Raw genomic sequence first — 20,696 nt, 5'->3', positions numbered from 1 at the left:
TTTTCCTCCTTTATTTATGAAACAACGTAAGTTTAATTCTTGGGGTTGTTAATAAATAGTGGGGGATGTCATAACCTCATATGACATTTGTCATGGACTGCTTTCAGGAGCAAGAAATTTAAATCATTATGGGGACCGACAAAAGCCAAGGCCGTTTCTTATAATTTATTGAATTGGAATATCTGTTATTATGCTTTATATACAAGTAACTAAGGAGCTAAAATTATGGATCATCCAAAGATTGCTGAAGATTATTTGGAGTCAGCCTCATTTTTCGACATTTTTAATGAGGAAGACTATTTCTTAAATAACAAAACCATTGAAGGTGAGTTTGTTGAGAAACAAATTATTAACCACCCGATTATTGAACAGACCATTTTTGAACACGTTACATTTAGTGAATGTGATTTTGATAAGCTGGAATTGACTGATGTTATTTTTAAAGGCTGCGATTTATCAAACTGTCTGTTGACTGAAGCTAGTTTATATCGTGTTGAATTCCAGAATTGTAAGATGATTGGCGTTAATCTGGATAAATCCTACTTTAATAATGTTTTGTTCAAAAATTGTTTGATGGATTTGGGTAATATTAATCAGGCTAACTTGAAAGAAACTAGCTTTGAATCAAGCAGTCTGAAAGATATGAGTTTTAACGAAAATAAACTGAAGCAAGTGTTTTTTAACGATTGTGATTTAAATAAAATGACAATTCTTAGCACTAAGTTAAAAGGTGTGGACTTCAGTAGTTGTCGCTTTGAAACCATTGATATTGAAGAATTTGGTATTAAAGGTCTCAAGGTTAACACCGAACAAGCAACCTTTTTGGCCCGATATTTCCTAGGAATCAAGGTATCTTATTGATGAGATACGTGTGGTGCAAGTTAAATATGCCGTCTACAGAGCTGGGAAATATTCACAAGCTGTGCGGAACGGCTCGAGCCAAAGTGCGGTCTCGAACCTCGGTTTGAAGCCTTACCAAAGACCAAAGACCGGTAAGTCTCCAAACACGCCCGGTGGTATAAGTACGGGAGTTTCTCCCGTACTTATACCACTACCACGGCACACAAATATTTCCCAGCTCTTCCGACTAATTTAATCGTTATTAACTAGCACTATTGTTAGTTGATACCTTTTTTCATTTTAATTCAGTTGACAAATGTAAACTTTAACGATAATATACTTTAAGTAGATTACATTTGTAAACAAGGAATGGGGATAACATTATGGCAAGAATTTTAGTTTTGATAATTTGTTTAGCAATGATTGGTTTTATTTTCTGGTGGTTCTTCGGTAAGCATGAAGTTGCCAGTGCTACAGCAGCAGTTGACGACAATAAGCAAAGTATCGATGTTGAAGTTAAGGGTGGTTATTCACCTGAGGTTGTTACTTTGAAAAAGGGTGTTCCAGCAACGTTAAATTTCACGAGAAAAGATGCTTCTAGTTGTTTGGATCGAGTTGTCTTTTCTGATTTCGGTATCAATCAGGAATTGCCACAAAATGAGCAACAATCGATTGAAATTGATACAAGTAAGCCTGGCGAATATCAATGGGCTTGTGGAATGGATATGTTCCATGGAAAAGTTATCGTAAAGTAATACTGCTTTGAGGAAGGACCTAGATATGACTATTACAAAACGTTTTTGGATTTCATTAATTTTTTCAATTCCGATGTTAATTGGAATGATTTTGATGCCTTTTGGAATTATGGTTCCGGGTAGCGAGTGGATTCAGTTTGTTCTAACAACCGTCGTTATGGCAGTTGCTGCTCGTCCATTCATTGATAGCGCCTGGGCATCATTTAAAAAGCATCATTCAAATATGGATACTTTGGTTGCTATTGGGACAGCCACAGCTTATCTTTACAGTATTTACGCAATGATTACCCGTCAGCCAGTTTTCTTCGAAAGTGCAGCTTTTGTTGTCACATTCGTTTTATTGGGACAAGTTTTTGAGGAAAGAATGCGTAACAATGCTTCCAATGCAATTGAAAAATTAGTTGATTTACAGGCCAAAGATGCGGAAGTTATGCGTGATGGTCAAATTGTTAAAGTACCTCTATCAGAAATTGTGGCTGGTGACATTATTCGTGTTAAACCAGGTCAAAAGATTGCCGTTGATGGTGAAATTACTGAGGGTAGTTCAACAGTTGACGAATCGATGGTTACCGGTGAGAGTATGCCAGTTGCCAAAAATATCGGTGATAAAGTTATCGGTTCAACTATGAACAGCAATGGAACTTTTATGTTCAAAGCTGAAAAAGTTGGTTCAGATACAATGCTTTCCCAAATTGTTGAATTGGTTAAAAAGGCTCAAAATAGTCACGCTCCAATTCAAAATTTAACCGATAGAGTATCGGAAATCTTTGTGCCAGTAGTTTTAAGTTTATCAATTTTAACATTCTTAGTTTGGTACGTTTTCCTTGGGGCTACCGTAGCTAATGCTTTGATTTTCGCAGTGTCCGTAGTGGTCATTGCTTGTCCATGTGCGTTAGGCCTAGCAACTCCAACAGCATTAATGGTTGGAACTGGTCGTGGTGCCAAAATGGGAATTTTGATCAAGAATGGTGAAGTTCTTGAAGAAGTAAATGATGTTAAGACAGTTGTCTTTGATAAGACTGGAACAATTACTAAAGGTAAGCCTGAGGTAACTGATATTGTCGGTGATAAGAAACAAGTTTTGAGTATTGCGGCTGCCCTTGAAGAATCTTCAGAACATCCATTAGCTACGGCCATTTTGGACAAAGCTAATGCAGACAAAATTGAAGTTGCAGCAGTTAGTGATTTCCAAGCTATTGAAGGTAAGGGAGTTTCTGCCACAATCGATGGACAACAAGCCTTTGTCGGAAATGATAAATTATTAAATGATATTAAAATTGATTCTGAGCTAAATGAACAGATGATCCGTTTACAAAATGAAGCTAAAACAGTTGTCTTTGTCGGGATGGATCAAGCAATTATCGGTTTGATTGCCATTCAAGATGCGCCGAAAGAAACATCTAAGTCAGCTATTGCCGCTTTGAAAGCTCGTGGTTTGAGAACCGTCATGTTGACGGGGGATAATAAACGTGTTGCCCAAGCAATTGCACAAGAAGTTGGCATCGATGAAGTGATTGCGGACGTTTTACCTGGTGATAAAGCTGATCATGTCGAAGCTTTGCAGAAGAATGGAAAAGTTGCCTTTGTCGGTGATGGTATTAATGATGCGCCTGCTTTAACAATGGCTGACGTCGGAATTGCCATGGGTTCAGGAACTGATATTGCGATTGAATCTGGCGGAATCGTCTTGATGAAGAATGACTTGCATGATGTTGCGAAAGCCTTGGAATTGAGCCGAAAGACATTTAACCGTATCAAGTTAAACTTGTTCTGGGCATTCGTTTATAACATTTTGGGAATTCCTGTTGCTGCCGGAATTTTCTACGCTATCGGATTGACGCTCAGCCCTGAATTAGCTGGATTGGCTATGGCTTTCAGTTCATTGTCAGTTGTAACTAGTTCGGTGCTTTTGAATAAGGCTAAGATTTCTAGCGATGTTGAAACTGCATAGAGTAAAAGAGACTTCCATTTTTTATTTTTATGGAAGTCTCTTTTTTTTTGCTTTTTTTAATTTATATATATAGGCAGTGGCTCTGAAACGAGCTACACAAGGGCAACTCCTTCCGCTTTTCATAAATAAGTAAATCGCCCGCTAAGTTCGGCGTGCAATTCACTTATTTACGAAAATGCTCAGGAGCTGACCGCCCTTGTTCCGCTCTCTGCACTCTCTACTTTTTATTCTTAAAAATAAAGAACTTAGACAACACATAATTACCAACAATTGCCAAAATCTGTCCAACGATCTTTGAACCTGTACCATCGGCGCTGAGTACGGAAATTCCGACCCATAGTGTTGCTGTTTCGATTAAGAATGTTAAAATTCTAGTTCCATAAAAAGCCAACATTTCTCTGAATGCAGTGCTTGATTTGTGGCGGAATACGATGATACGGTCAACCCAAAATCCAACTTGAACTCCTAAGAACCAAGCTACGATATTTGCGAATTGATAGTTTAGATGCATTGCATGATACAAGAGGAAGAATGTTCCAAAGTTTACAACTACTGATAATAATCCCCAAAGTAAATAACGAACGGCTTCCTTACCATTGCTATCTTTAATTACAGGTGTTTCTTCAGAGTTGAAAACAGTTCCAGCATCGTTGATACCTTCTGAAACGTCATCAATAACTTTTGTTAATGGATCTTCTTTGTTAAGATCTGTTTTTTTATTCATAGTGTTAATCTCTCCCAAATTTAGTGCTTATACCTTTATATTAAACCTTTTTATTCGGCTCAGAACAAATCTTGTATATGAAGGTGACAATTTCAATTCTTAATGCGATGTTTCTTGAGATATTCTTTCCCATAATAAACTGCATAACAGAGTATCAAAAATGGAATCATGTAGAAGAGCGCAGAACGTTGGTTGGGGTCGAATACGATTAGGACACATGATAAGAGACTCATAATAAACGCTGCCCAAGGAACGAACGGGTACCATGGAGTTTTGAACTTCAATTCGTCGAGCTTATGACCGGATTTTAGAAAGTTTTTACGAAAGTTGATTTCCGATAGAGCAATAGCCATCCAGACGATTACCACGGCTAAACCAGAAATTGAAACTAGGACTAAATAAACGGTTGAGGCGGCGACAACACTGGAAACTAAGGCTAAAACTCCACCGACCATGCTCAAGCATAAAGCTGTCATTGGCACATCTCGAGAGTTAGTTTTGGCATATTTTAAAGGAATCATGCCTTCGTGGGCGAGTGACCATAACATTCTAGTTGATGCGTATAATCCAGAATTGGCGGCCGAAAGGATGGCTGTGAGGACAACGAAGTTCATCAAATCTCCGGCAAATGGAAAGCCAATACTTTTGAAAACAAGCACGAATGGACTTTGGTTAACGCCAGCTTTTTGCCATGGAATTAACGCTGACATAACAACGATACTGCCGATGAAAAAGATGATTAATCTTAGTAAAGTAGTGTGGATTGCGCGCGGTATATTTTTGCTTGGATCCTTTGTTTCACCAGCTGTCACACCAATTAACTCAGTTCCTGAAAAGGCGAAGTTTACGGTCAACATGGTCGTAAAGACAGCTTTAAATCCGTTGGGAAAAAGTCCATCTTTGAATAAATTGGTAAACATTGGTGCTTGAGTTGTACCTTTAATATGAATTACTCCAAAGATTGCCAAAAAGCCAATGACGATGAAGAGGACAATAGCGATAACTTTAATACTGGAGAACCAGAACTCGGTTTCGGCAAAAAATCTAACTGATAAGGCATTAGAAATAAAAATCACCGCCATGAACAGGGCACTCCAGATCCAGGTTGGTGAATGTGGGAACCACTGTTGCATAATCAATCCGGCAGCGGTAAATTCTGACCCTAGTGCGACCGTCCATGTTAACCAATAGAGGATAGCAACGGTAAAACCAGTTCCCGGGCCAATGTATTTGTCAGCGTAAACGTGAAAAGAGCCAGTTTCTGGCATCGCAACTGACAACTCTCCTAAACAGAGCATGACCAGATAAACGACGATTGCTCCAATTCCGTAAGCCAAAATTGTTCCGATTGGACCAGCTTCATGAATCGTATAACCCGAACTCAAAAAGAGTCCTGTTCCAATGACTCCCCCAAGGGAAATCATAAACAAGTGGCGAGATTCCATATTTCGTTTCAATTTAATGTGAGTATTGTTATTATTTTCCATAGGTAAGCACCTTGTGTAATGAGATATGTGTGATGCGAGTTAAATATGCAGTCTCCAGCTCTTCCGACTAATTAATCGTTATTGATTGAATGTAAAAAGTATTCAAATATTTTTACATTATGAAATATTTGCAGTCATCAACTGGCACCATATGTAATAAGAAAAATTAGAATAAGATTAAAAAAGTTTAATTTTTATGATAAACTACATTATTATAGAAGGCAAGTTACGTTAGAGTATAGGAGGTAACAATTTGAGCGATTTGATTGCAGCAGATTTGAAGAACAGAAAAGGGCTAGTGGTCGACGGTGCCATGGCTACGGAATTGGAAAAGCATGGCGTTAATACTGACAGTGATCTTTGGTCAGCCAAGGCTTTAATTGAAAATCCCGAAGCAATAACAGCGGTTCACGAAAGTTATTTCCAAAATGGGGCAGATGTTGCCACAACCAATACTTATCAGGCTAATGTTTCAAAATTTATGGAATTAGGATTCAGCGAGTCCGAAAGTGAAAATTTAATAATTAAAGCTGTGGAATTAGCCAAGAAAGCTCGTAGCAATTATTTCGACTCTTTGCCTAAAGACGTTCGTCAAAAACGTGCACCGCATCCTTTAGTCGCCGGTAGTGTAGGACCTTATGGTGCATATTTGGCCGATGGTAGCGAATATACTGGTGATTATAATTTGAGTAAATCAGAGTATCAGGAGTTCCATTATTCGAGAATGGAGTTGCTAGATCACGCTGGAGTTGATTTGTTTGCGTTTGAAACTCAACCAAATTTTGATGAGGCTAATGCGTTAGTTGACTTATTAATGGATAAATTTCCGGAGCAACATGCTTGGTTAACTTTCAGTGTTAAAGATGATTCGACTTTGTGCGATGGAACATCTTTGTCTGAAGCTGTGAAATACTTTAACGGTGCTGACCAGATTTCAGCGATTGGCGTCAACTGTACGACTTTAGAGAATATTCACGAAATTGTCCGTAATGTTAATCAAGTGACCGATAAGCCAATTATTGTTTATCCTAACAATGGTGATATTTATGATCCAGTTACTAAAACTTGGCAAGCAAATTCCCAAGCAGACACCTTTTCTGACCTGGTGCCAGAATGGCTTGAAGCGGGTGCCAAGTTGATTGGTGGATGTTGCCGAACAACTCCAAATGACATCAAAGAAATAAGTAATTATATCAATTAATATTCCAATACCATATATAGTGTTTTTGTGATGTGAAAATACCATATGTTCCATGTGAAACAAATTGAAATTATAATGCCAAAGAGCCGTTATTCTTATTAAAAAGAATGATGGCTTTTTTTGAACTGAAATAACAAGTTCAGAATGCCATATCTGTGTGGGAGCGGGGTTATGAACGTGGGATTTCAGCGTAATGTGATATATTTATGTTGGTTAAAAATTAAAAGGGATAAGTAGGCTGTAGGAATTGATAATTAAGGGCCACTTTAATTAAGAATATAGCAACTGGAAACAGTGGCTTTACAAACAATGAGGGGGCATTGCTATGAGTCTGATGGTTTCGACCTTTGTTTTATCTTTGGCAGCTATTGTCAGCATTTTTTTGGCACAGGTATTTTCAAAAATATCGGTTAACTATATCAGCATGATTATTGGGGCGGGAATTTTTTTAATTCCTAGTTTAGGTAGTCATGTTGAAAATTTTAATTCGGATATTTTTATTGGCTTGATTGTGGCACCGTTACTGTTCTTTGAGGGTCAATCAACACATTTGAATTCTGTTGGTAAAGAATTTAAACATATCGTCCAAACGGCGGTCATGCTGGTTATTTTGTGCATGATTTTTGCGGGCTTTGGTGTGTGGACAGCTGCGGGTGTCAGTTTACCTTTGGCATTTATTCTGGCCGCAATTAGTACTCCAACTGATGCCACAGCTGGGGAATCGGTGACCAATGGTCTTAAAATGCCCAAAAATGAGGGTACTTTTTTAAAGATGGAATCCCTATTCAATGATGCTTCGGGAATTATCCTCTTGAATATGGCAACGCTCTGGTACATTAACGGGTATATCAATTATCAGGAAACGATTCTTGACTTCATTATTTCAGCTGTCGGTGGTATCGTGGTCGGCTTTGCTTTTGCTTGGGTAATGGTTTTATTTCGACAAATTTTGATACGGACATCTTATAATTCACTCAATGCTCAAATTCTACTGTATGTAGTTGAGCCATTTGTCCTGTATTATTTATCTGAACAAATTCATATTTCCGGTATTATTGCGGTTGTCTGTGCAGGTTTAGTTTCCAACGCAGAGTCGCAACGAAGCCGCTTGACGAATGCTCCTCAAGTGCATTTGGGGGATGATATCCAAAAGATGATCACAGAGATTTTCAATAGTGTTGTGTTTGTTATTTTAGGATTTATGTTTACTAAAATCATTTCAGATGAACACTTCTCAATGAGCTCGTTGACGTGGTTAGTCATTGGTGTGGTGTTATATGTAATCAATGTTTTAACACGTTATATTTATGGAAGAATGCGTTTGGAATTTAATAATCGTTCTGGCTGGACATTTGCTTTAGGGGGAGTTCACGGGGCGGTTACATTGGCCTTGGCGTATACGTTGGCTGAGTACCATGTGAAAAGCTCAGATTTTAATTTAGTTTTGATGTCGGAGAGCGTTTTAATTATTTTGAGTTTAATTGTTCCGACAATTGTTTTTCGATTTATTTTGAAACATGATGTGCAAAATAGTGAAATTGATGAAGAAGTGGCGCAGATCCGTGTCAATATGGTTCACCAAGCGATTGATACCATTAATAAGATGTATTTGCCGGATAATGTTAAAAAATCCGTTATCTTTGACCTCATGGCGCAAAAACAACGGACGAGAACTCGTGATTTTGTCAAAGAATGGGTAAATGTTGTGAAGCATCCCGAATTTACAGGTGCTGAAAAAGAACTGGAAATGCGGGCTTTTATGAATGCCTTTAATCAAGAAAGACAATATTTGGATATGATTTCTCAAAGTGAGGTCAAGTATCAAGATTACGTCTTCGAGATGTATAACGATATTCTGATGGCCGAATCGCTGATTATTGGACCAACTGTTACTGAGGAGGACGAGGAGTCTTAAATACTTAATAAAAGTCCTAATATAGTTTGTTTAAAATACAAAGCTATATTGGGGCTTTTTTTTAGTTGCGTAAATAATTTTAGTTAGCACCATTAAATTTTGGAGAGTACTCTAGCCGGAGGCGGCCATATACTAAATGACTAGCGTTAATTGATACCCAAACTCCAAAACCTTGCTAATATACAGGCTGATAACAAAGTATGTTATTGATTTTCTTAAAGAAGATGAGTTTATTATGAAGAGATTTACACAAGGTTTATTATTTTCTTCATTACTAGCACTTAGTGTCGGATCAACAGCCATTGCTGGTCCAACAACTGTCAAAGCTGACGATAATTATTACGGCTACACGGCAATTGCTACGTCGGTTGTAACGGTTAGAGATACAGGTGCGCAAATTTATAATGCTTACGGAATTCCAACTGGCAAGTATTTACCAATGAATTCACAGTGGCAGACTAATTTGGAAAACACACTCTATAATGGTTCGTACTATGGCATTGGCGCTGACGAATATGTTAAAGCCACCGATGTGCGTTACGAAATGAAAGCTGGATTTCACGGCTATGGTGTTCAATCTCCTGGAAATTATGATGGTGTCGTGGTAACTTCTGATTATGGTGCGGCACTTTATAACGCTGCCGGATCTCCGATTGGGAAAACTTTGCCTGACGGTTCAGTTTGGAAAATTGATCAGATAAATAATGTTGCCAGTGGAACTTATTATCGTGTTGGTCTAGGTGAATACGTTAGTGCTATAGACGTCCGTCTTTATGAGGCTGGATTTATCAAAGCTATTAACGAAGTTGTAACAACAAGACCTGGTCAGCCAACTTCACTATATGATGTTAACGGTCAACTTATTACTGATCGTGCTCTAGCTCCAAATACTAAATGGTATACTGATGAATTCTCAAGTAATGGTGGCGTAGGATACTTACGTGTCGCAACTGACGAATATGTTATCGCTGCTGATGTATATTAAAATATAAAATGCCTTGATAGTCTTCTTAGATTATTGAGGCATTTTTGTTTGGTAAATAATTACATAAGTTTGCTTATAATTCGAATTTCGCTTTTTTAAGAAGTTTGGCTTTTCGGTTAAGGTCATATGATGCACCCAAACAGTAAACAAAGAAACCGACATTTGCGAGTGCTACAAAAATTAGTTGGTTGGACAGAACAGTTGAATGTATGGAGTGAATTAATAGAAATAAATTAGTGACAAATAGAAGAAATAGTATAAGTGTTTCTAAGTACAGGTGACTTTTACCTATTTCTAAGTCGAATGAACCTGTCCTTAAATTGGCGATGTCTATCAAAGAATCAATTGGGTCTTCGTGTTGAATAATCGGCTCAACCTTTTTTTTATAAACTTCAGAGTATTTTGAATTGAACAAATACTCGATTATAATCCCAAGATTTATTAAGACAAAAGAGGTAAAGAACAAAATAGCTTGCATAATTGGATACTTCCTTCGGAGTTTTTATGGGTTTCGTTGGTTCAGCCTATAAACTAATAATCCATAAGCATCATGAGAAGATATATACGTTCTTTTTAAAATAGTTGAATAATACAGCAAAATAATACAATGGAATCATGAATGCTAGCAATTCTAAAATCAAGAAAAATAAATTTTCTTGGGAACCTGCCATATTAAATAAGGATTTGTTGTAGATGGAGAAAAGTGGATTAGTCTAATTAAGGGGGAACCTGATATTATTGGGTTCTTTTTTTATTTATCAGGCATATCAGTTTTAACTTTGGAGAACTTAACTGTAAACTACTAGATAGTAAATAACGGTTTTGGAGGGCAAGCTTATCGATAAGAAGGAATTACGTAAACAACAGACTAAGAAATTGCATAAAAATAAGGCACTGACTCGCACTGAGGGATTACAGTTATTGAAAAAGTTACAGGAGACTCCTGAGTGGAAGAATGCAAAGACTATTGCAACGACAGTCAGTTCACTTATCGAAGTTCCCACGACACCGATAATTGAGGCCGCTCAAGCAGAGGGCAAGCAAGTTTATCTACCAAAAACAATGCCATATCGCCAAATGGCATTTCTACCATTCACCAATAGCGATGATTTGGTAAGAAGTGATTACGGCATACTCGAGCCAGTCTATAATGAAGATTTGGTCAATCAGACACCTGATCTAGTCATTGTTCCCGGATTAGCTTTCGCGGAAGATTCAAATTATCGAGTTGGTTTTGGTGGCGGTTATTATGACCGTTTCTTGGCAAAATATCCTGGTAAAACCGTGGCTTTGGTCCCATCAGCAATGCATTTTGATACAGCGGATTGGGAAATTGAGGATTATGATATTAAGATTCAACGCTTGATCTGTGTGGATTAAAAGACGCATCATAAATATGAAATTTTAAGATGTTTAATATTAGGCCAGTTGACTGGACTTTTTAATCCCCCTTGTTATAATGAATTTGTGATTTGAATCTCCTTACAATATAAGAAGGTTTGACATTTTCAGCAACAAAAAAAGAGATGTTCTCAGCATCCCTTTTCCTGTAAAACTTGATAGCCCGTTAAGACGGTAGCTACTGATTAAATTATAGTGTAACTAAAATAACCGTAAACTATCCGAAGTTTAAGACGGTTATTTTTTTGTTCACTTTTTGTCGCTACGTATGTATGTCAACAGGGCAATTAAGAATATACCGAAGGTCAACATCAAACTAATAGTGTCAAAAATAGACAAAAAAGGCATCCTCCTTTCCTCGAAATGTAGGGAACTCATGTGTAAAAAACCATAAGCATCACTTCTTTCGATATAAGCCACCGTCGTTAACTTACTATCAGTTATTATTATCTACCAAATATTTTTTTCTAGATATCAATAAAGGCAGGTTACTCGAGATTAATATTTTCTTTTATTATTGAGATTATGTAAAAAGTCATTGTGGATATAGGCTAGTTCTTAATTCAAATTATTGTACTAGATAATCCAAAGATGTTAAGATAACTACTTGCTGGAAACAATTGTAGACACTAAAAAACCGATCATGATTTTCATCATAATCGGTTAAGCGATAATCGCATTTATGGGTGGTTGGGGGATCGAACCCCAGACCCACGGATTAAGAGTCCGTTGCTCTGCCAGCTGAGCTAACCACCCATGTATCTGTAGTTGATTGCGCATCTCTCTCAACCAACGAAATATATCATACCATAAGCTCCAAATTTATGACAAGCTTTTTTTTGAAAAAAATTCAAAAAATTTAACGTAGCTTTAAGGTGGCTTTATTAGGGTTGAAAGATGAGTGTTTAAAATAACCTATTTTGTAAGATTTCGGTTGTAATAAATTATCAATAGTACCATTTATTTGAAATAATAAAAATCTATGTAGTTATTCATTTCATAAAAAATAAATTAGTTGGAAGAGCTGAGAGTATTTATCCGCAGCGAAAGTGGCGTTATGGCTTTAGCCATTACGCCACCGGACGTGTTGGAGACTTTTCGGGCTGTGGAAAGGCTTCAACCGAGGTTCGAGACCGCACTTTGGCTCGGACCGTGCCGCGCAGCAGATGAATACTCTCAACTCTGGAAACGGAATACGCCAATAAACCCTCAATCTCATGGTGCTTTTGTTTTAATAACTAATAACTTGTATAATATTCACGTCAAGGAGATAAATTATATGGCTAAAAAAATTCTAGTAGTAGATGATGAAAAACCAATTTCCGACATTGTTAAATATAATTTGGAAAATGAAGGCTACGAAGTCATAACTGCTTTTGATGGACAAGAAGCTTTGGATAAAGTAGATGAGGATGATCCAGACCTTATTTTGCTTGACCTAATGCTTCCGGTTATTGACGGTCTTGAAGTAGCAAGAACTATCAGAAAAACTAAAGATACTCCAATTATTATGTTAACGGCCAAGGATACCGAAATTGATAAGGTTATTGGCCTAGAACTTGGGGCAGATGATTATGTCACTAAGCCATTCTCTAATCGGGAATTAGTTGCCCGTGTTAAGGCACGGTTAAGAACCCAAACACACGCTCGCAGTGAAGATACTAAAACTAGTGAGATTAAAATTGGTGATTTAACTATTCTTCCCGATGCTTATACTGTCACAAAAAATGGTAAGGAAATTGAATTAACTCATCGTGAGTTCGAATTGTTACACTATCTAGCTCAACATATTGGACAAGTAATGAAACGTGAACACTTGCTTCAAACAGTATGGGGCTACGATTATTTTGGTGATGTCAGAACAGTTGATGTTACCGTTAGACGTTTACGTGAAAAGATTGAAAATAATCCTAGTCAACCAGAATGGTTAATGACAAGACGTGGCGTTGGTTACTATTTAAGAGACCCAGATAGTGAGTAGATAGGAAGAATTCCGTCTCCAGAGCTGAGAGTATTCTTCTGCTGTGCGGACCGATCCGAGCCAAAGAGCGGTCTCGAATCTCGATTTGAAGGCTTACCATAGTTCGGTAAGTCTCCAAATTCGCCCGGTGGTGTAAAGGCTAAAGCCTTAACGCCACTTTCACTGCAGGTAAATACTCTCAGCTCTTCCGACTAGTTTAACTGATGGCTTAAATATTATATTTGAATTTGAGCTAAATTTTAAATTCTAAGGAATATTTTCTTCACACTACTTGTATGTTGGTAAGTCTCTAACTGTTAATATAGGTTCCATTTTAAAATAGAAATTCTAAAAAACTGATAAGCTGAAAATGTGAGTCAGTTTTTTTGTTATATTTATAATTAAAAAGTGAAGTAACTTATAAATAGTATGTTATTTTAGTCGGAGGTCAGCAGTGATTTTTGCCCGCTGTGGAGGTGGCGTTAGTGCTTTAGCACTTACACCACAGGACGACTTTGGAGACTTGCTGAACTTGCAAGGCTTCAAATCGAGGTTCGAGACCGTACTTTGGCTCGGACCGGTCCTCATAGCGGGCAAAAAATCACTGTTGACCGGAGACGGCATATTTACCTTGGAAGCTGTATAATATACATAAGTCTGTACAATTTAGGTGGAAATATTTTGAAAAATAGATTTGTCTTTTTACATTCGATTAACTTCAAAATCGGATTGTCTTTTATTTTAATTTTAATCGTCACAATTGAGATCATTGGGGCCTATTTTGTGCGTCAGTTGGAAGATCAAAATGTTGCTAATTTTGAAACTTCCGTCCAGGTGCCGGCTTATACAATTAATCAAATTTCGGAAAATTTAACGGATAATGATCAACATACCCGTGAAAATATTGGAAATGCGATTCAAGATTATTCACGTGTCAGCACAGATATTACCGACGTACAAGTAATTGATCGTAGTGGCATTATCGTGGGGGCCAAGGATTCGGATGGCGCCAATATTGTCGGAACCCAGACTTTGAAAGATAACATCAAACAAAGTATTCGGACTGATAAAAAAATTACTCAGATTTACTATGAAAAGCAAAATGGTAGTTCTTACGAGTCAATTGTGCCAGTAACTTCGCCGGATAATAGTACGGTTGTCGGAGCTATTTATGTTCGTGCCAGCATGGAATCAGTTTATACCGGTATCAACAGTATTATTCTGATTTTCCTAACAGCGTCCTTGGTAGCTGGTTTGTTGGGTGCCACAATTGCTATTTTCATTTCACGAGCGATTACTCGACCTATTGATGAAATGAAGCAGCAGGCGGTCAGAATGGCTGAAGGGGATTATTCCGGACAAGTTCGTGTTTACTCTCCTGATGAGTTAGGACAATTGGCTATGGCTGTTAATGACTTGTCAGTTAAAGTCGAAGAGGCCACCGAGAACTCGGAGTCTGAGCGACGAAGGCTGGACAGTGTTTTGACCCAAATGTCGGATGGTGTTATCGCCACGAACCGTTTGGGAAATATTACTGTTATCAACGAAATGGCTCAAGAGTTTTTGGAAAAGGACGAAGATGAAGCCATCGGTCAACCATTGGTAGAAGTTTTGGGTATTAAGGATCGGACGAGTTTTGATGACTTGTTGGAAAATCCTGACCCAATGGTTATTGAAACGAATGATAACAATGATGATTACGATGAAACCGACGATAATTCGTTGATTTTAAATGCTGATTTCTCGTTGATTCAAAGAAATAGTGGCTTTATCAGTGGTATGGTTTGTGTTCTACATGATGTCACTGAACAACAAAAAATCGATAGTGAACGTCGTCAATTCGTTTCCAATGTTTCTCATGAGTTGAGAACGCCTTTGACAAGTATCAGTAGTTATATCGATGCTTTGAACAATGGTGCTTGGAAAGATCAGAAGCTGGCACCACAATTCTTGGGCGTTACAGCTGAAGAGACTGACCGAATGATTCGTATGATTAAGGACCTTTTGAGTTTGTCACGAATGGACCAAGGTCGTTCGAAACTTGATAAAGAGCTAGTTAACTTCAATGAATTTTTCTCATACATATTGGATCGTTTTGATATGATGCTGAAAAAGGAAAAGGCTGATGCTAAAGAAGATGATACGAAGGTTGTTAAAAACTATCGTATCAAGCGTATTTTCACCAGCAAGGACCTTTGGGTCGAAATTGATACTGATAAGATGACTCAAGTTATCGATAATATTATGAACAATGCCATCAAATATTCACCAGATGGGGGCGTCATCACTTGTCGTCTGTTGGAGACTAATAAGCACATTATTATTAGTATTTCCGATGAAGGCCTTGGTATTCCTAGAAAGGATATTAAGAAAGTCTTTGAACGTTTCTACCGTGTTGATAAAGCGCGTTCTAGAAAACAAGGTGGTACTGGACTAGGTCTATCCATTTCTAAAGAAATCGTTGAGCAACACAAGGGTAGAATCTGGGTCAACAGTGCTGAAGGTAAGGGATCAACATTCTACATTTCCTTGCCATTTGATCCTAACGAGACAGGAGGAGAATGGGATGAAGTTTAGTCGATTAATTGTCCAGGTATTTTTGGCCGTGGCAGTGATTACCAGTATTGTCCTATCCTTCTTCATCTGGACTAATACTGCGCGCTATCAACGAGGCAGAAACATTGATGTGACGTCCGCTGAATCAAATAAGAATGAAATTCCGATGAACCAAGTTATCAGTCCAACTTCGGTAATTTGGCACGATGAAGATGACCAACATTTGATTTATAACAGTAATGAAAATATCTCGCTAAGTATCCAAAAAGTTATGCAAGATTGGAAAATTAGCGAACCTAAACAAGTTTCCTCAAAAGATGGTGCTTATTACCAAAAGATTATCCAGGGTAAAAATATGTTGCAGATGGTCTATCCAACCGCAATTTCCATCAATACTTTTGGTTACTTGCTGAATAATGACAGTTTGAAAAATGATAAGTCCAATCAATTTAACCGAATTTTGGTTAATTTAAAGGATAAGAAGGACCCTAATATTTACTTGGCCAATGACAGTAACTATGCCGTTTATAAAGCCAAGTTGAAGAATGCTTCGTCGATGCCTTTAAAGAAATTAGTTAAGAAGGCAAATATTGACTTAAAAGTTCGTTTAAATATTATGAAACATGGTGTCTTCACGTTTTATATTGAGCCTATCAAGTTGAAGACCTACTCATATGTCATCAGTGGTAAACAAGATGGCGAGTACACAACTGCTTTGTTTGATACCAATACGAATGGTTTAGTAACTTCAGAAGATAATGGCGTTTATACATATAATTACGGAGAATCAAAACGTTTAATTTCTGATCACAATACCGATGAATTAACGTTTGAAGATTATACTGATACATCTGTTCCAAAGACACAGTTGGCGTTTTTGCAACGAGGTTATCAAAAGATTACTAATCTCCAAAATTCAATTTCCAACCTGCGCCTTTACAGTGCCAATTGGGATGACAAGGATTTAGTTTTCCGCGAATATGTTGAAGGTTTCCCAATCTTTAAGAAGAGCCAGTTTGGTTCTATTCGCATTAAATTTAGCCGTAAGGGCAGTACCGAACATTTCTTGAATAAAGTTCTTGAAGTGCCTGTGCCATCTAACCAAACGGCCACTAAATTGAAGTCAACGAATGCCATCTTCAAAGGCTTGCAACGAGCTGGTTATTCTCCTAACGATGTGGAAGATATTGAAGTTGGTTATCAGTGGGAAGCTGAGGCTGACAATGAGAAAGTTGTCGATTTGAAACCTACTTATTATGTTAAAATCGATAGTCATTGGAAGTCATATGATGAGTGGACAAATGAAAGTGCGGAGGAAGATTAAATGGATTTTAGAAGAATTGAAGTTATATTCTTAGTAGTTTTTTTCTCACTAGATATCTTTTTGTTCTTGTCATTCCGCAACAGTCAACAACTGGTCAGCAGCACTAGTACCAACACGTCAACTGTGACCGAAATGCGTAAACGTAATATCAGTTTTGGAAGTTTGGATACCAAGAGTGGCAATGCTTATTATTTAGGCTCACAACCAGATGAATCTTTGGCTCAAAATCTTCAAAATTTGCGTAACCAAAAAATTAATTATGAAGACGTTAACCACATGGTATCAAGCACTTTGGATGATCCTATTACAGTTACAGACGCTAATAGAAAAACAATTATGAACAATTTTGTTAAAAAAGAAAGCAATATTTTGTTTGGGAAACATTATAAATATGCGCCACAACTTTCAACCAATTCGCAAATGGTTTACATTGAAACTGGTTCGTTAGGTGATGTTTATGATAAAACAGCCCAGCTAATCTTTTCTATTTCCGATGACGAAGTGGTAGGTTATACTCAGACTTATGTTAAAAAGTTGATTGTCTTGCATGAAAAGCAACCAATCAAGAGTGAGAAAGATGTCATTACTAATTTGTATGCCAATTCGGAAATCCCTAACAATTCTAAAATTTCATACGCTAATTTAGCTTATACGAAATTGTTAGAAGCCAAGGATAGTACCATTTATATTCCGGTTTGGTTCGTAACGATTAAGAATAAAGATAGTAAAGTTTCAGCAACGAAGAAAGTTAACGCCTTTACAGGCAATATTATAAAGAGTTCAACAAACGGAGATAATTACAGTGCCCAATGATGATAGTTTAAAAATCAGTGTCTTAGCCAGTAGCAGTTCTGGAAATGCCACTTATATCGAAACGCCCAAGCGCCGTGTCTTAGTCGATGCCGGATTGTCTGGTATCAAAATCAAACGTGCTATGGATAGCATCGGTAAGGATATTACGAAAGTCGATTCCCTATTTGTGACCCATGAACATACTGACCATATTCAAGGTGTCGGTGTTTTAGCCCGCCGCTATGGATTAAGTGTCTATGCTAACGAAAAGACTTGGGAAGCCATGTTGCCAAAGATTGGTAAGGTTTCTGAGGACCAGATAAATATCTTCAATCACAACAAAGTTATGTCTTTAGATGATTTGGATGTCGAAAGTTTTGCCGTTTCTCACGATGCGGTTGATCCACAATTCTACAAGTTCTATCACAATGGCAAGGAGTTTGTTATCTTAACTGATACAGGCTACGTGTCTGATCGGGTTCAAAAGACGATTGAGAATGCCGATGGTTATTTGATGGAATGCAACCACGATGTTGAAATGCTGCGTGAAGGTATCTATCCATGGCCTTTGAAACAACGTATTCTTAGCGAAAAGGGCCACTTATCGAATGAAGATGGTGCCAGAACGTTGATGGACGTTATCGGTAATAATACTAAACAAATTTTCTTGGGACATTTGAGCCACGAAAACAACACCAAAGCGGCGGCCAGACAAGAGGTTACTCAAGTCTTGGAAGACCACGATTTTGGTGTGGGTCATGACTTTAAAATCAACGATACCGACCCAGCAGTGGCAGATCCGTTGATTGCATTGTAAAAAGTGAACAATTTAATCATAAGTCGTTCATAATTTTTTCATATTTCAACGGTATATTATAGTTAGTAGATGTGGGGTGCTTAGTTAATGCCGTCTCCAGAGCTGAGAAATATTCACTGGCTGTGCGGACCGGGCCGAGCCAAGGTCTCGTCCCTCGGTTTGAAGCCTTGCAAAAGGCGCAAGTCTCCAAACACGCCCGGTGGTGTAATGGCTAAAGCCATAACGCCACTTCCACTGCCCATAAATATTTCTCAGCTCCTCCGACTAGAGTTACTTAAAATTTTGAATGTTCAATAAAATTGATTTATTAGCCTCTAAATCTATAAAATAATTGGTTAAGAGATATAAAGATATTTCGAACGTATTTCAAGGGACTTATTAACTAGCACGATGCATTAGTAAATGTGTGGGGAAGTGAAAATGTATGAATAATGACAATAACGACAAGTCTGAATCAAGAGTAGAAGAAAAGAAGCGTGGTTCCACTAAGAATTCTGGTAATAATTCTTTGCTTAAGACGGGAATTGTAGCATTTATCTCCGCCGCTTTAGGTGTGGTAATTGCTTTTGCAGGATTCACATATTTCGGCAATAACTCTTCCGATACAGCTAGTGTCGGCAATACCGCCGGAACAACTCAAGTTAGCAATACGAAGGTAAATACATCCAGTTCCATGTCTGGAGCTTACAAGAAGGTTAACGGGGCTGTCGTTTCCGTTATCAACTTGCAGAAACAAAAGGAACAGAGTTCTGGTGATGGCAGTATTTCATCCATCTTCGGTGATTTGTTTGGAGATAGCGGTTCTTCGTCAGACAGTTCTTCATCAGATAATGCTCAAGGGCAAGCTGATGAAAGTGGCAACAGCAGTGATTCTAACTCAAGCTCTTCAAATAACAGTAAATTGCAAGAATATAGTGAAGGTTCTGGTGTAATCTATGCTAAACAAAATGGTAAAGGTTATATCGTAACTAATAACCACGTTGTTTCTGGTTCTGATTCACTAGAAATTATTTTGGAAGATGGTACAAAAGTAGCCGCTAAATTAGTCGGTACTGATACAGCAACTGACTTGGCTGTCTTGGAGATTCCTGGCAGTAAAGTGCCCGCTACAGCCTCATTTGGGAACTCTGACAACGTTTCACCTGGTGACCCTGTAATTGCTATTGGTTCGCCATTAGGTAGTGAATACGCAACGACAGTTACTCAAGGTATCATTTCAGCTACCAACAGAACTGTCACAACTCAAGACCAAAATACTGGCCAAGCAACCGGACAAGCAACTGTTTTACAAACTGATGCTGCTATTAATCCTGGTAACTCTGGTGGTCCGTTAGTTAACGCAGCTGGTCAAATCGTTGGTATCAACTCAATGAAGTTGGCTTCAAGTACTGATGGCTCTTCAGTTGAAGGTATGGGATTCGCTATTCCAAGTAACGAAGTGGTTAAGATTATCAATCAATTAGTTGCCAATGGTAAAGTTGAACGTCCATCACTTGGTATCAAAGTCTTAGACCTTGATCAAATTACCGATGACTCACAATCAAGCTTGAAGTTGCCAAGCAGTGTAACTAAAGGTGTTGTGGTTTACAGTACAACCTCAGGATCAGTCGCTAAAGCTGCTGGTATGAAGAAGTACGATGTAATCGTGAAATTAGGTGACAAGACCGTAACTTCTGTTGCAGACTTGCATACAGCCTTATATGCACACTCAGTTGGTGATACTGTAAGCATTCAATATTACAGAAATGGTAAATTGAATACAGCTAAGGTTCACTTAACAAAGCAAACTACAGAATAAAAATTATTTAAGTAAAATAGAAGCGTGAAACCGTACAATAAGGGTTTCACGCTTTTTTTTGAACTTTAATGTACAATTTGGATATTTATTTCGACTTTTCAGAAAACTAATGAACAAGAGTTTTCCACAGATGTTAATAACTTGTGTATAAGTACCGAAAAATAAGAAAAACCGTTGTAGAAAAGTTATC

General features: G+C 37.8%; 16 protein-coding genes and 1 tRNA gene. 13 read left to right on the top strand and 4 right to left on the bottom strand.

The features are described 5' to 3' along the window. Window positions 1-225 precede the first annotated feature (225 nt). From AAA923_RS05040 to AAA923_RS05030, 3 genes are all read left to right on the top strand, one after another. A complete protein-coding gene (locus AAA923_RS05040; RefSeq protein WP_338215122.1) occupies window positions 226-861 on the top strand; it encodes a pentapeptide repeat-containing protein in 636 nt (211 codons plus the stop codon). A gap of 362 nt (window positions 862-1,223) precedes the next feature. After that, window positions 1,224-1,595, top strand: a complete 372-nt coding sequence (locus tag AAA923_RS05035; RefSeq protein ID WP_338215120.1) for a cupredoxin domain-containing protein — start codon at window positions 1,224-1,226, stop codon at window positions 1,593-1,595. 25 nt (window positions 1,596-1,620) lie between these two features. After that, window positions 1,621-3,546, top strand: coding sequence for a copper-translocating P-type ATPase (locus AAA923_RS05030; RefSeq protein WP_338215118.1), 1,926 nt, complete (start codon window positions 1,621-1,623; stop codon window positions 3,544-3,546). A gap of 217 nt (window positions 3,547-3,763) precedes the next feature. On the opposite strand, the gene AAA923_RS05025 is transcribed toward AAA923_RS05030, so the two are convergent. Both AAA923_RS05025 and AAA923_RS05020 read right to left on the bottom strand, forming a co-directional pair. Continuing rightward, entirely contained in the window at window positions 3,764-4,270 is a 507-nt protein-coding gene (locus tag AAA923_RS05025) for a GtrA family protein (protein ID WP_338215116.1), read from the bottom strand. Between the two features lie 92 nt (window positions 4,271-4,362). Beyond that, the gene (locus AAA923_RS05020; protein ID WP_338215115.1) at window positions 4,363-5,757 is read right to left on the bottom strand and encodes an amino acid permease; all 1,395 of its coding nucleotides are present in this window, start codon (window positions 5,755-5,757) and stop codon (window positions 4,363-4,365) included. Window positions 5,758-6,010: 253 nt separating this feature from the next. Between AAA923_RS05020 and mmuM the strand changes: the two genes are divergently transcribed. The 4 genes from mmuM (at window position 6,011) to AAA923_RS05000 (ending at window position 11,238) form a co-directional block, all read left to right on the top strand. Continuing rightward, window positions 6,011-6,958: a homocysteine S-methyltransferase gene (gene mmuM / locus AAA923_RS05015; protein ID WP_338215114.1), complete on the top strand. Its 948-nt coding sequence runs from the start codon at window positions 6,011-6,013 to the stop codon at window positions 6,956-6,958. 325 nt (window positions 6,959-7,283) lie between these two features. After that, window positions 7,284-8,873: a cation:proton antiporter gene (locus AAA923_RS05010; RefSeq protein ID WP_338215113.1), complete on the top strand. Its 1,590-nt coding sequence runs from the start codon at window positions 7,284-7,286 to the stop codon at window positions 8,871-8,873. Window positions 8,874-9,108: 235 nt separating this feature from the next. Then, window positions 9,109-9,858: an SLAP domain-containing protein gene (locus AAA923_RS05005; protein ID WP_338215112.1), complete on the top strand. Its 750-nt coding sequence runs from the start codon at window positions 9,109-9,111 to the stop codon at window positions 9,856-9,858. 822 nt (window positions 9,859-10,680) lie between these two features. Continuing rightward, entirely contained in the window at window positions 10,681-11,238 is a 558-nt protein-coding gene (locus AAA923_RS05000; protein WP_338215110.1) for a 5-formyltetrahydrofolate cyclo-ligase, read from the top strand. 270 nt (window positions 11,239-11,508) lie between these two features. On the opposite strand, the gene AAA923_RS12320 is transcribed toward AAA923_RS05000, so the two are convergent. Beyond that, the gene (locus tag AAA923_RS12320) at window positions 11,509-11,607 is read right to left on the bottom strand and encodes a putative holin-like toxin (RefSeq protein WP_366150647.1); all 99 of its coding nucleotides are present in this window, start codon (window positions 11,605-11,607) and stop codon (window positions 11,509-11,511) included. A 335-nt stretch (window positions 11,608-11,942) separates the two neighbouring features. After that, window positions 11,943-12,015: transfer RNA gene (locus AAA923_RS04995), tRNA-Lys, on the bottom strand. A gap of 523 nt (window positions 12,016-12,538) precedes the next feature. Here AAA923_RS04995 and yycF point away from each other — a divergent pair. The 6 genes from yycF (at window position 12,539) to AAA923_RS04965 (ending at window position 20,506) form a co-directional block, all read left to right on the top strand. Next, complete coding sequence (gene yycF / locus AAA923_RS04990) at window positions 12,539-13,240, top strand: response regulator YycF (RefSeq protein WP_041501435.1); 702 nt, start codon at window positions 12,539-12,541, stop codon at window positions 13,238-13,240. 660 nt (window positions 13,241-13,900) lie between these two features. Further along, a complete protein-coding gene (gene walK / locus AAA923_RS04985; protein WP_041499174.1) occupies window positions 13,901-15,796 on the top strand; it encodes a cell wall metabolism sensor histidine kinase WalK in 1,896 nt (631 codons plus the stop codon). Further along, window positions 15,786-17,099, top strand: a complete 1,314-nt coding sequence (locus tag AAA923_RS04980) for a YycH family regulatory protein (protein WP_338215106.1) — start codon at window positions 15,786-15,788, stop codon at window positions 17,097-17,099. Before walK ends, AAA923_RS04980 begins: the two co-directional genes overlap by 11 nt. Beyond that, a complete protein-coding gene (locus tag AAA923_RS04975) occupies window positions 17,100-17,912 on the top strand; it encodes a two-component system regulatory protein YycI (protein WP_338215105.1) in 813 nt (270 codons plus the stop codon). After that, a complete protein-coding gene (locus tag AAA923_RS04970; RefSeq protein WP_041499179.1) occupies window positions 17,902-18,708 on the top strand; it encodes an MBL fold metallo-hydrolase in 807 nt (268 codons plus the stop codon). The genes AAA923_RS04975 and AAA923_RS04970 overlap by 11 nt, the downstream gene beginning before the upstream one ends. A 424-nt stretch (window positions 18,709-19,132) precedes the next feature. Beyond that, window positions 19,133-20,506 (top strand): S1C family serine protease, encoded by a 1,374-nt coding sequence (locus tag AAA923_RS04965; RefSeq protein ID WP_338215102.1) that lies wholly within the window; start codon window positions 19,133-19,135, stop codon window positions 20,504-20,506. Window positions 20,507-20,696: the final 190 nt, after the last annotated feature.

Origin of the sequence: Companilactobacillus muriivasis (genome assembly GCF_036246245.1) — a bacterium.
Taxonomy (GTDB): domain Bacteria; phylum Bacillota; class Bacilli; order Lactobacillales; family Lactobacillaceae; genus Companilactobacillus; species Companilactobacillus muriivasis.
The sequence above is the reverse complement of the archived record's forward strand: the minus strand, read 5'-3'. Positions and strand labels throughout refer to the sequence as shown.

What these genes read in the sequence shown, in the direction of transcription:
- AAA923_RS05040 (WP_338215122.1), top strand. Translation starts at nt 226, where the DNA reads ATGGATCATCCAAAGATTGCTGAAGATTATTTGGAGTCAGCCTCATTT.
- AAA923_RS05035 (WP_338215120.1), top strand. Translation starts at nt 1,224, where the DNA reads ATGGCAAGAATTTTAGTTTTGATAATTTGTTTAGCAATGATTGGTTTT.
- AAA923_RS05030 (WP_338215118.1), top strand. Translation starts at nt 1,621, where the DNA reads ATGACTATTACAAAACGTTTTTGGATTTCATTAATTTTTTCAATTCCG.
- AAA923_RS05025 (WP_338215116.1), bottom strand. Translation starts at nt 4,270, where the DNA reads ATGAATAAAAAAACAGATCTTAACAAAGAAGATCCATTAACAAAAGTT.
- AAA923_RS05020 (WP_338215115.1), bottom strand. Translation starts at nt 5,757, where the DNA reads ATGGAAAATAATAACAATACTCACATTAAATTGAAACGAAATATGGAA.
- AAA923_RS05010 (WP_338215113.1), top strand. Translation starts at nt 7,284, where the DNA reads ATGAGTCTGATGGTTTCGACCTTTGTTTTATCTTTGGCAGCTATTGTC.
- AAA923_RS05005 (WP_338215112.1), top strand. Translation starts at nt 9,109, where the DNA reads ATGAAGAGATTTACACAAGGTTTATTATTTTCTTCATTACTAGCACTT.
- AAA923_RS12320 (WP_366150647.1), bottom strand. Translation starts at nt 11,607, where the DNA reads ATGCCTTTTTTGTCTATTTTTGACACTATTAGTTTGATGTTGACCTTC.
- yycF (WP_041501435.1), top strand. Translation starts at nt 12,539, where the DNA reads ATGGCTAAAAAAATTCTAGTAGTAGATGATGAAAAACCAATTTCCGAC.
- AAA923_RS04980 (WP_338215106.1), top strand. Translation starts at nt 15,786, where the DNA reads ATGAAGTTTAGTCGATTAATTGTCCAGGTATTTTTGGCCGTGGCAGTG.
- AAA923_RS04975 (WP_338215105.1), top strand. Translation starts at nt 17,100, where the DNA reads ATGGATTTTAGAAGAATTGAAGTTATATTCTTAGTAGTTTTTTTCTCA.
- AAA923_RS04965 (WP_338215102.1), top strand. Translation starts at nt 19,133, where the DNA reads ATGAATAATGACAATAACGACAAGTCTGAATCAAGAGTAGAAGAAAAG.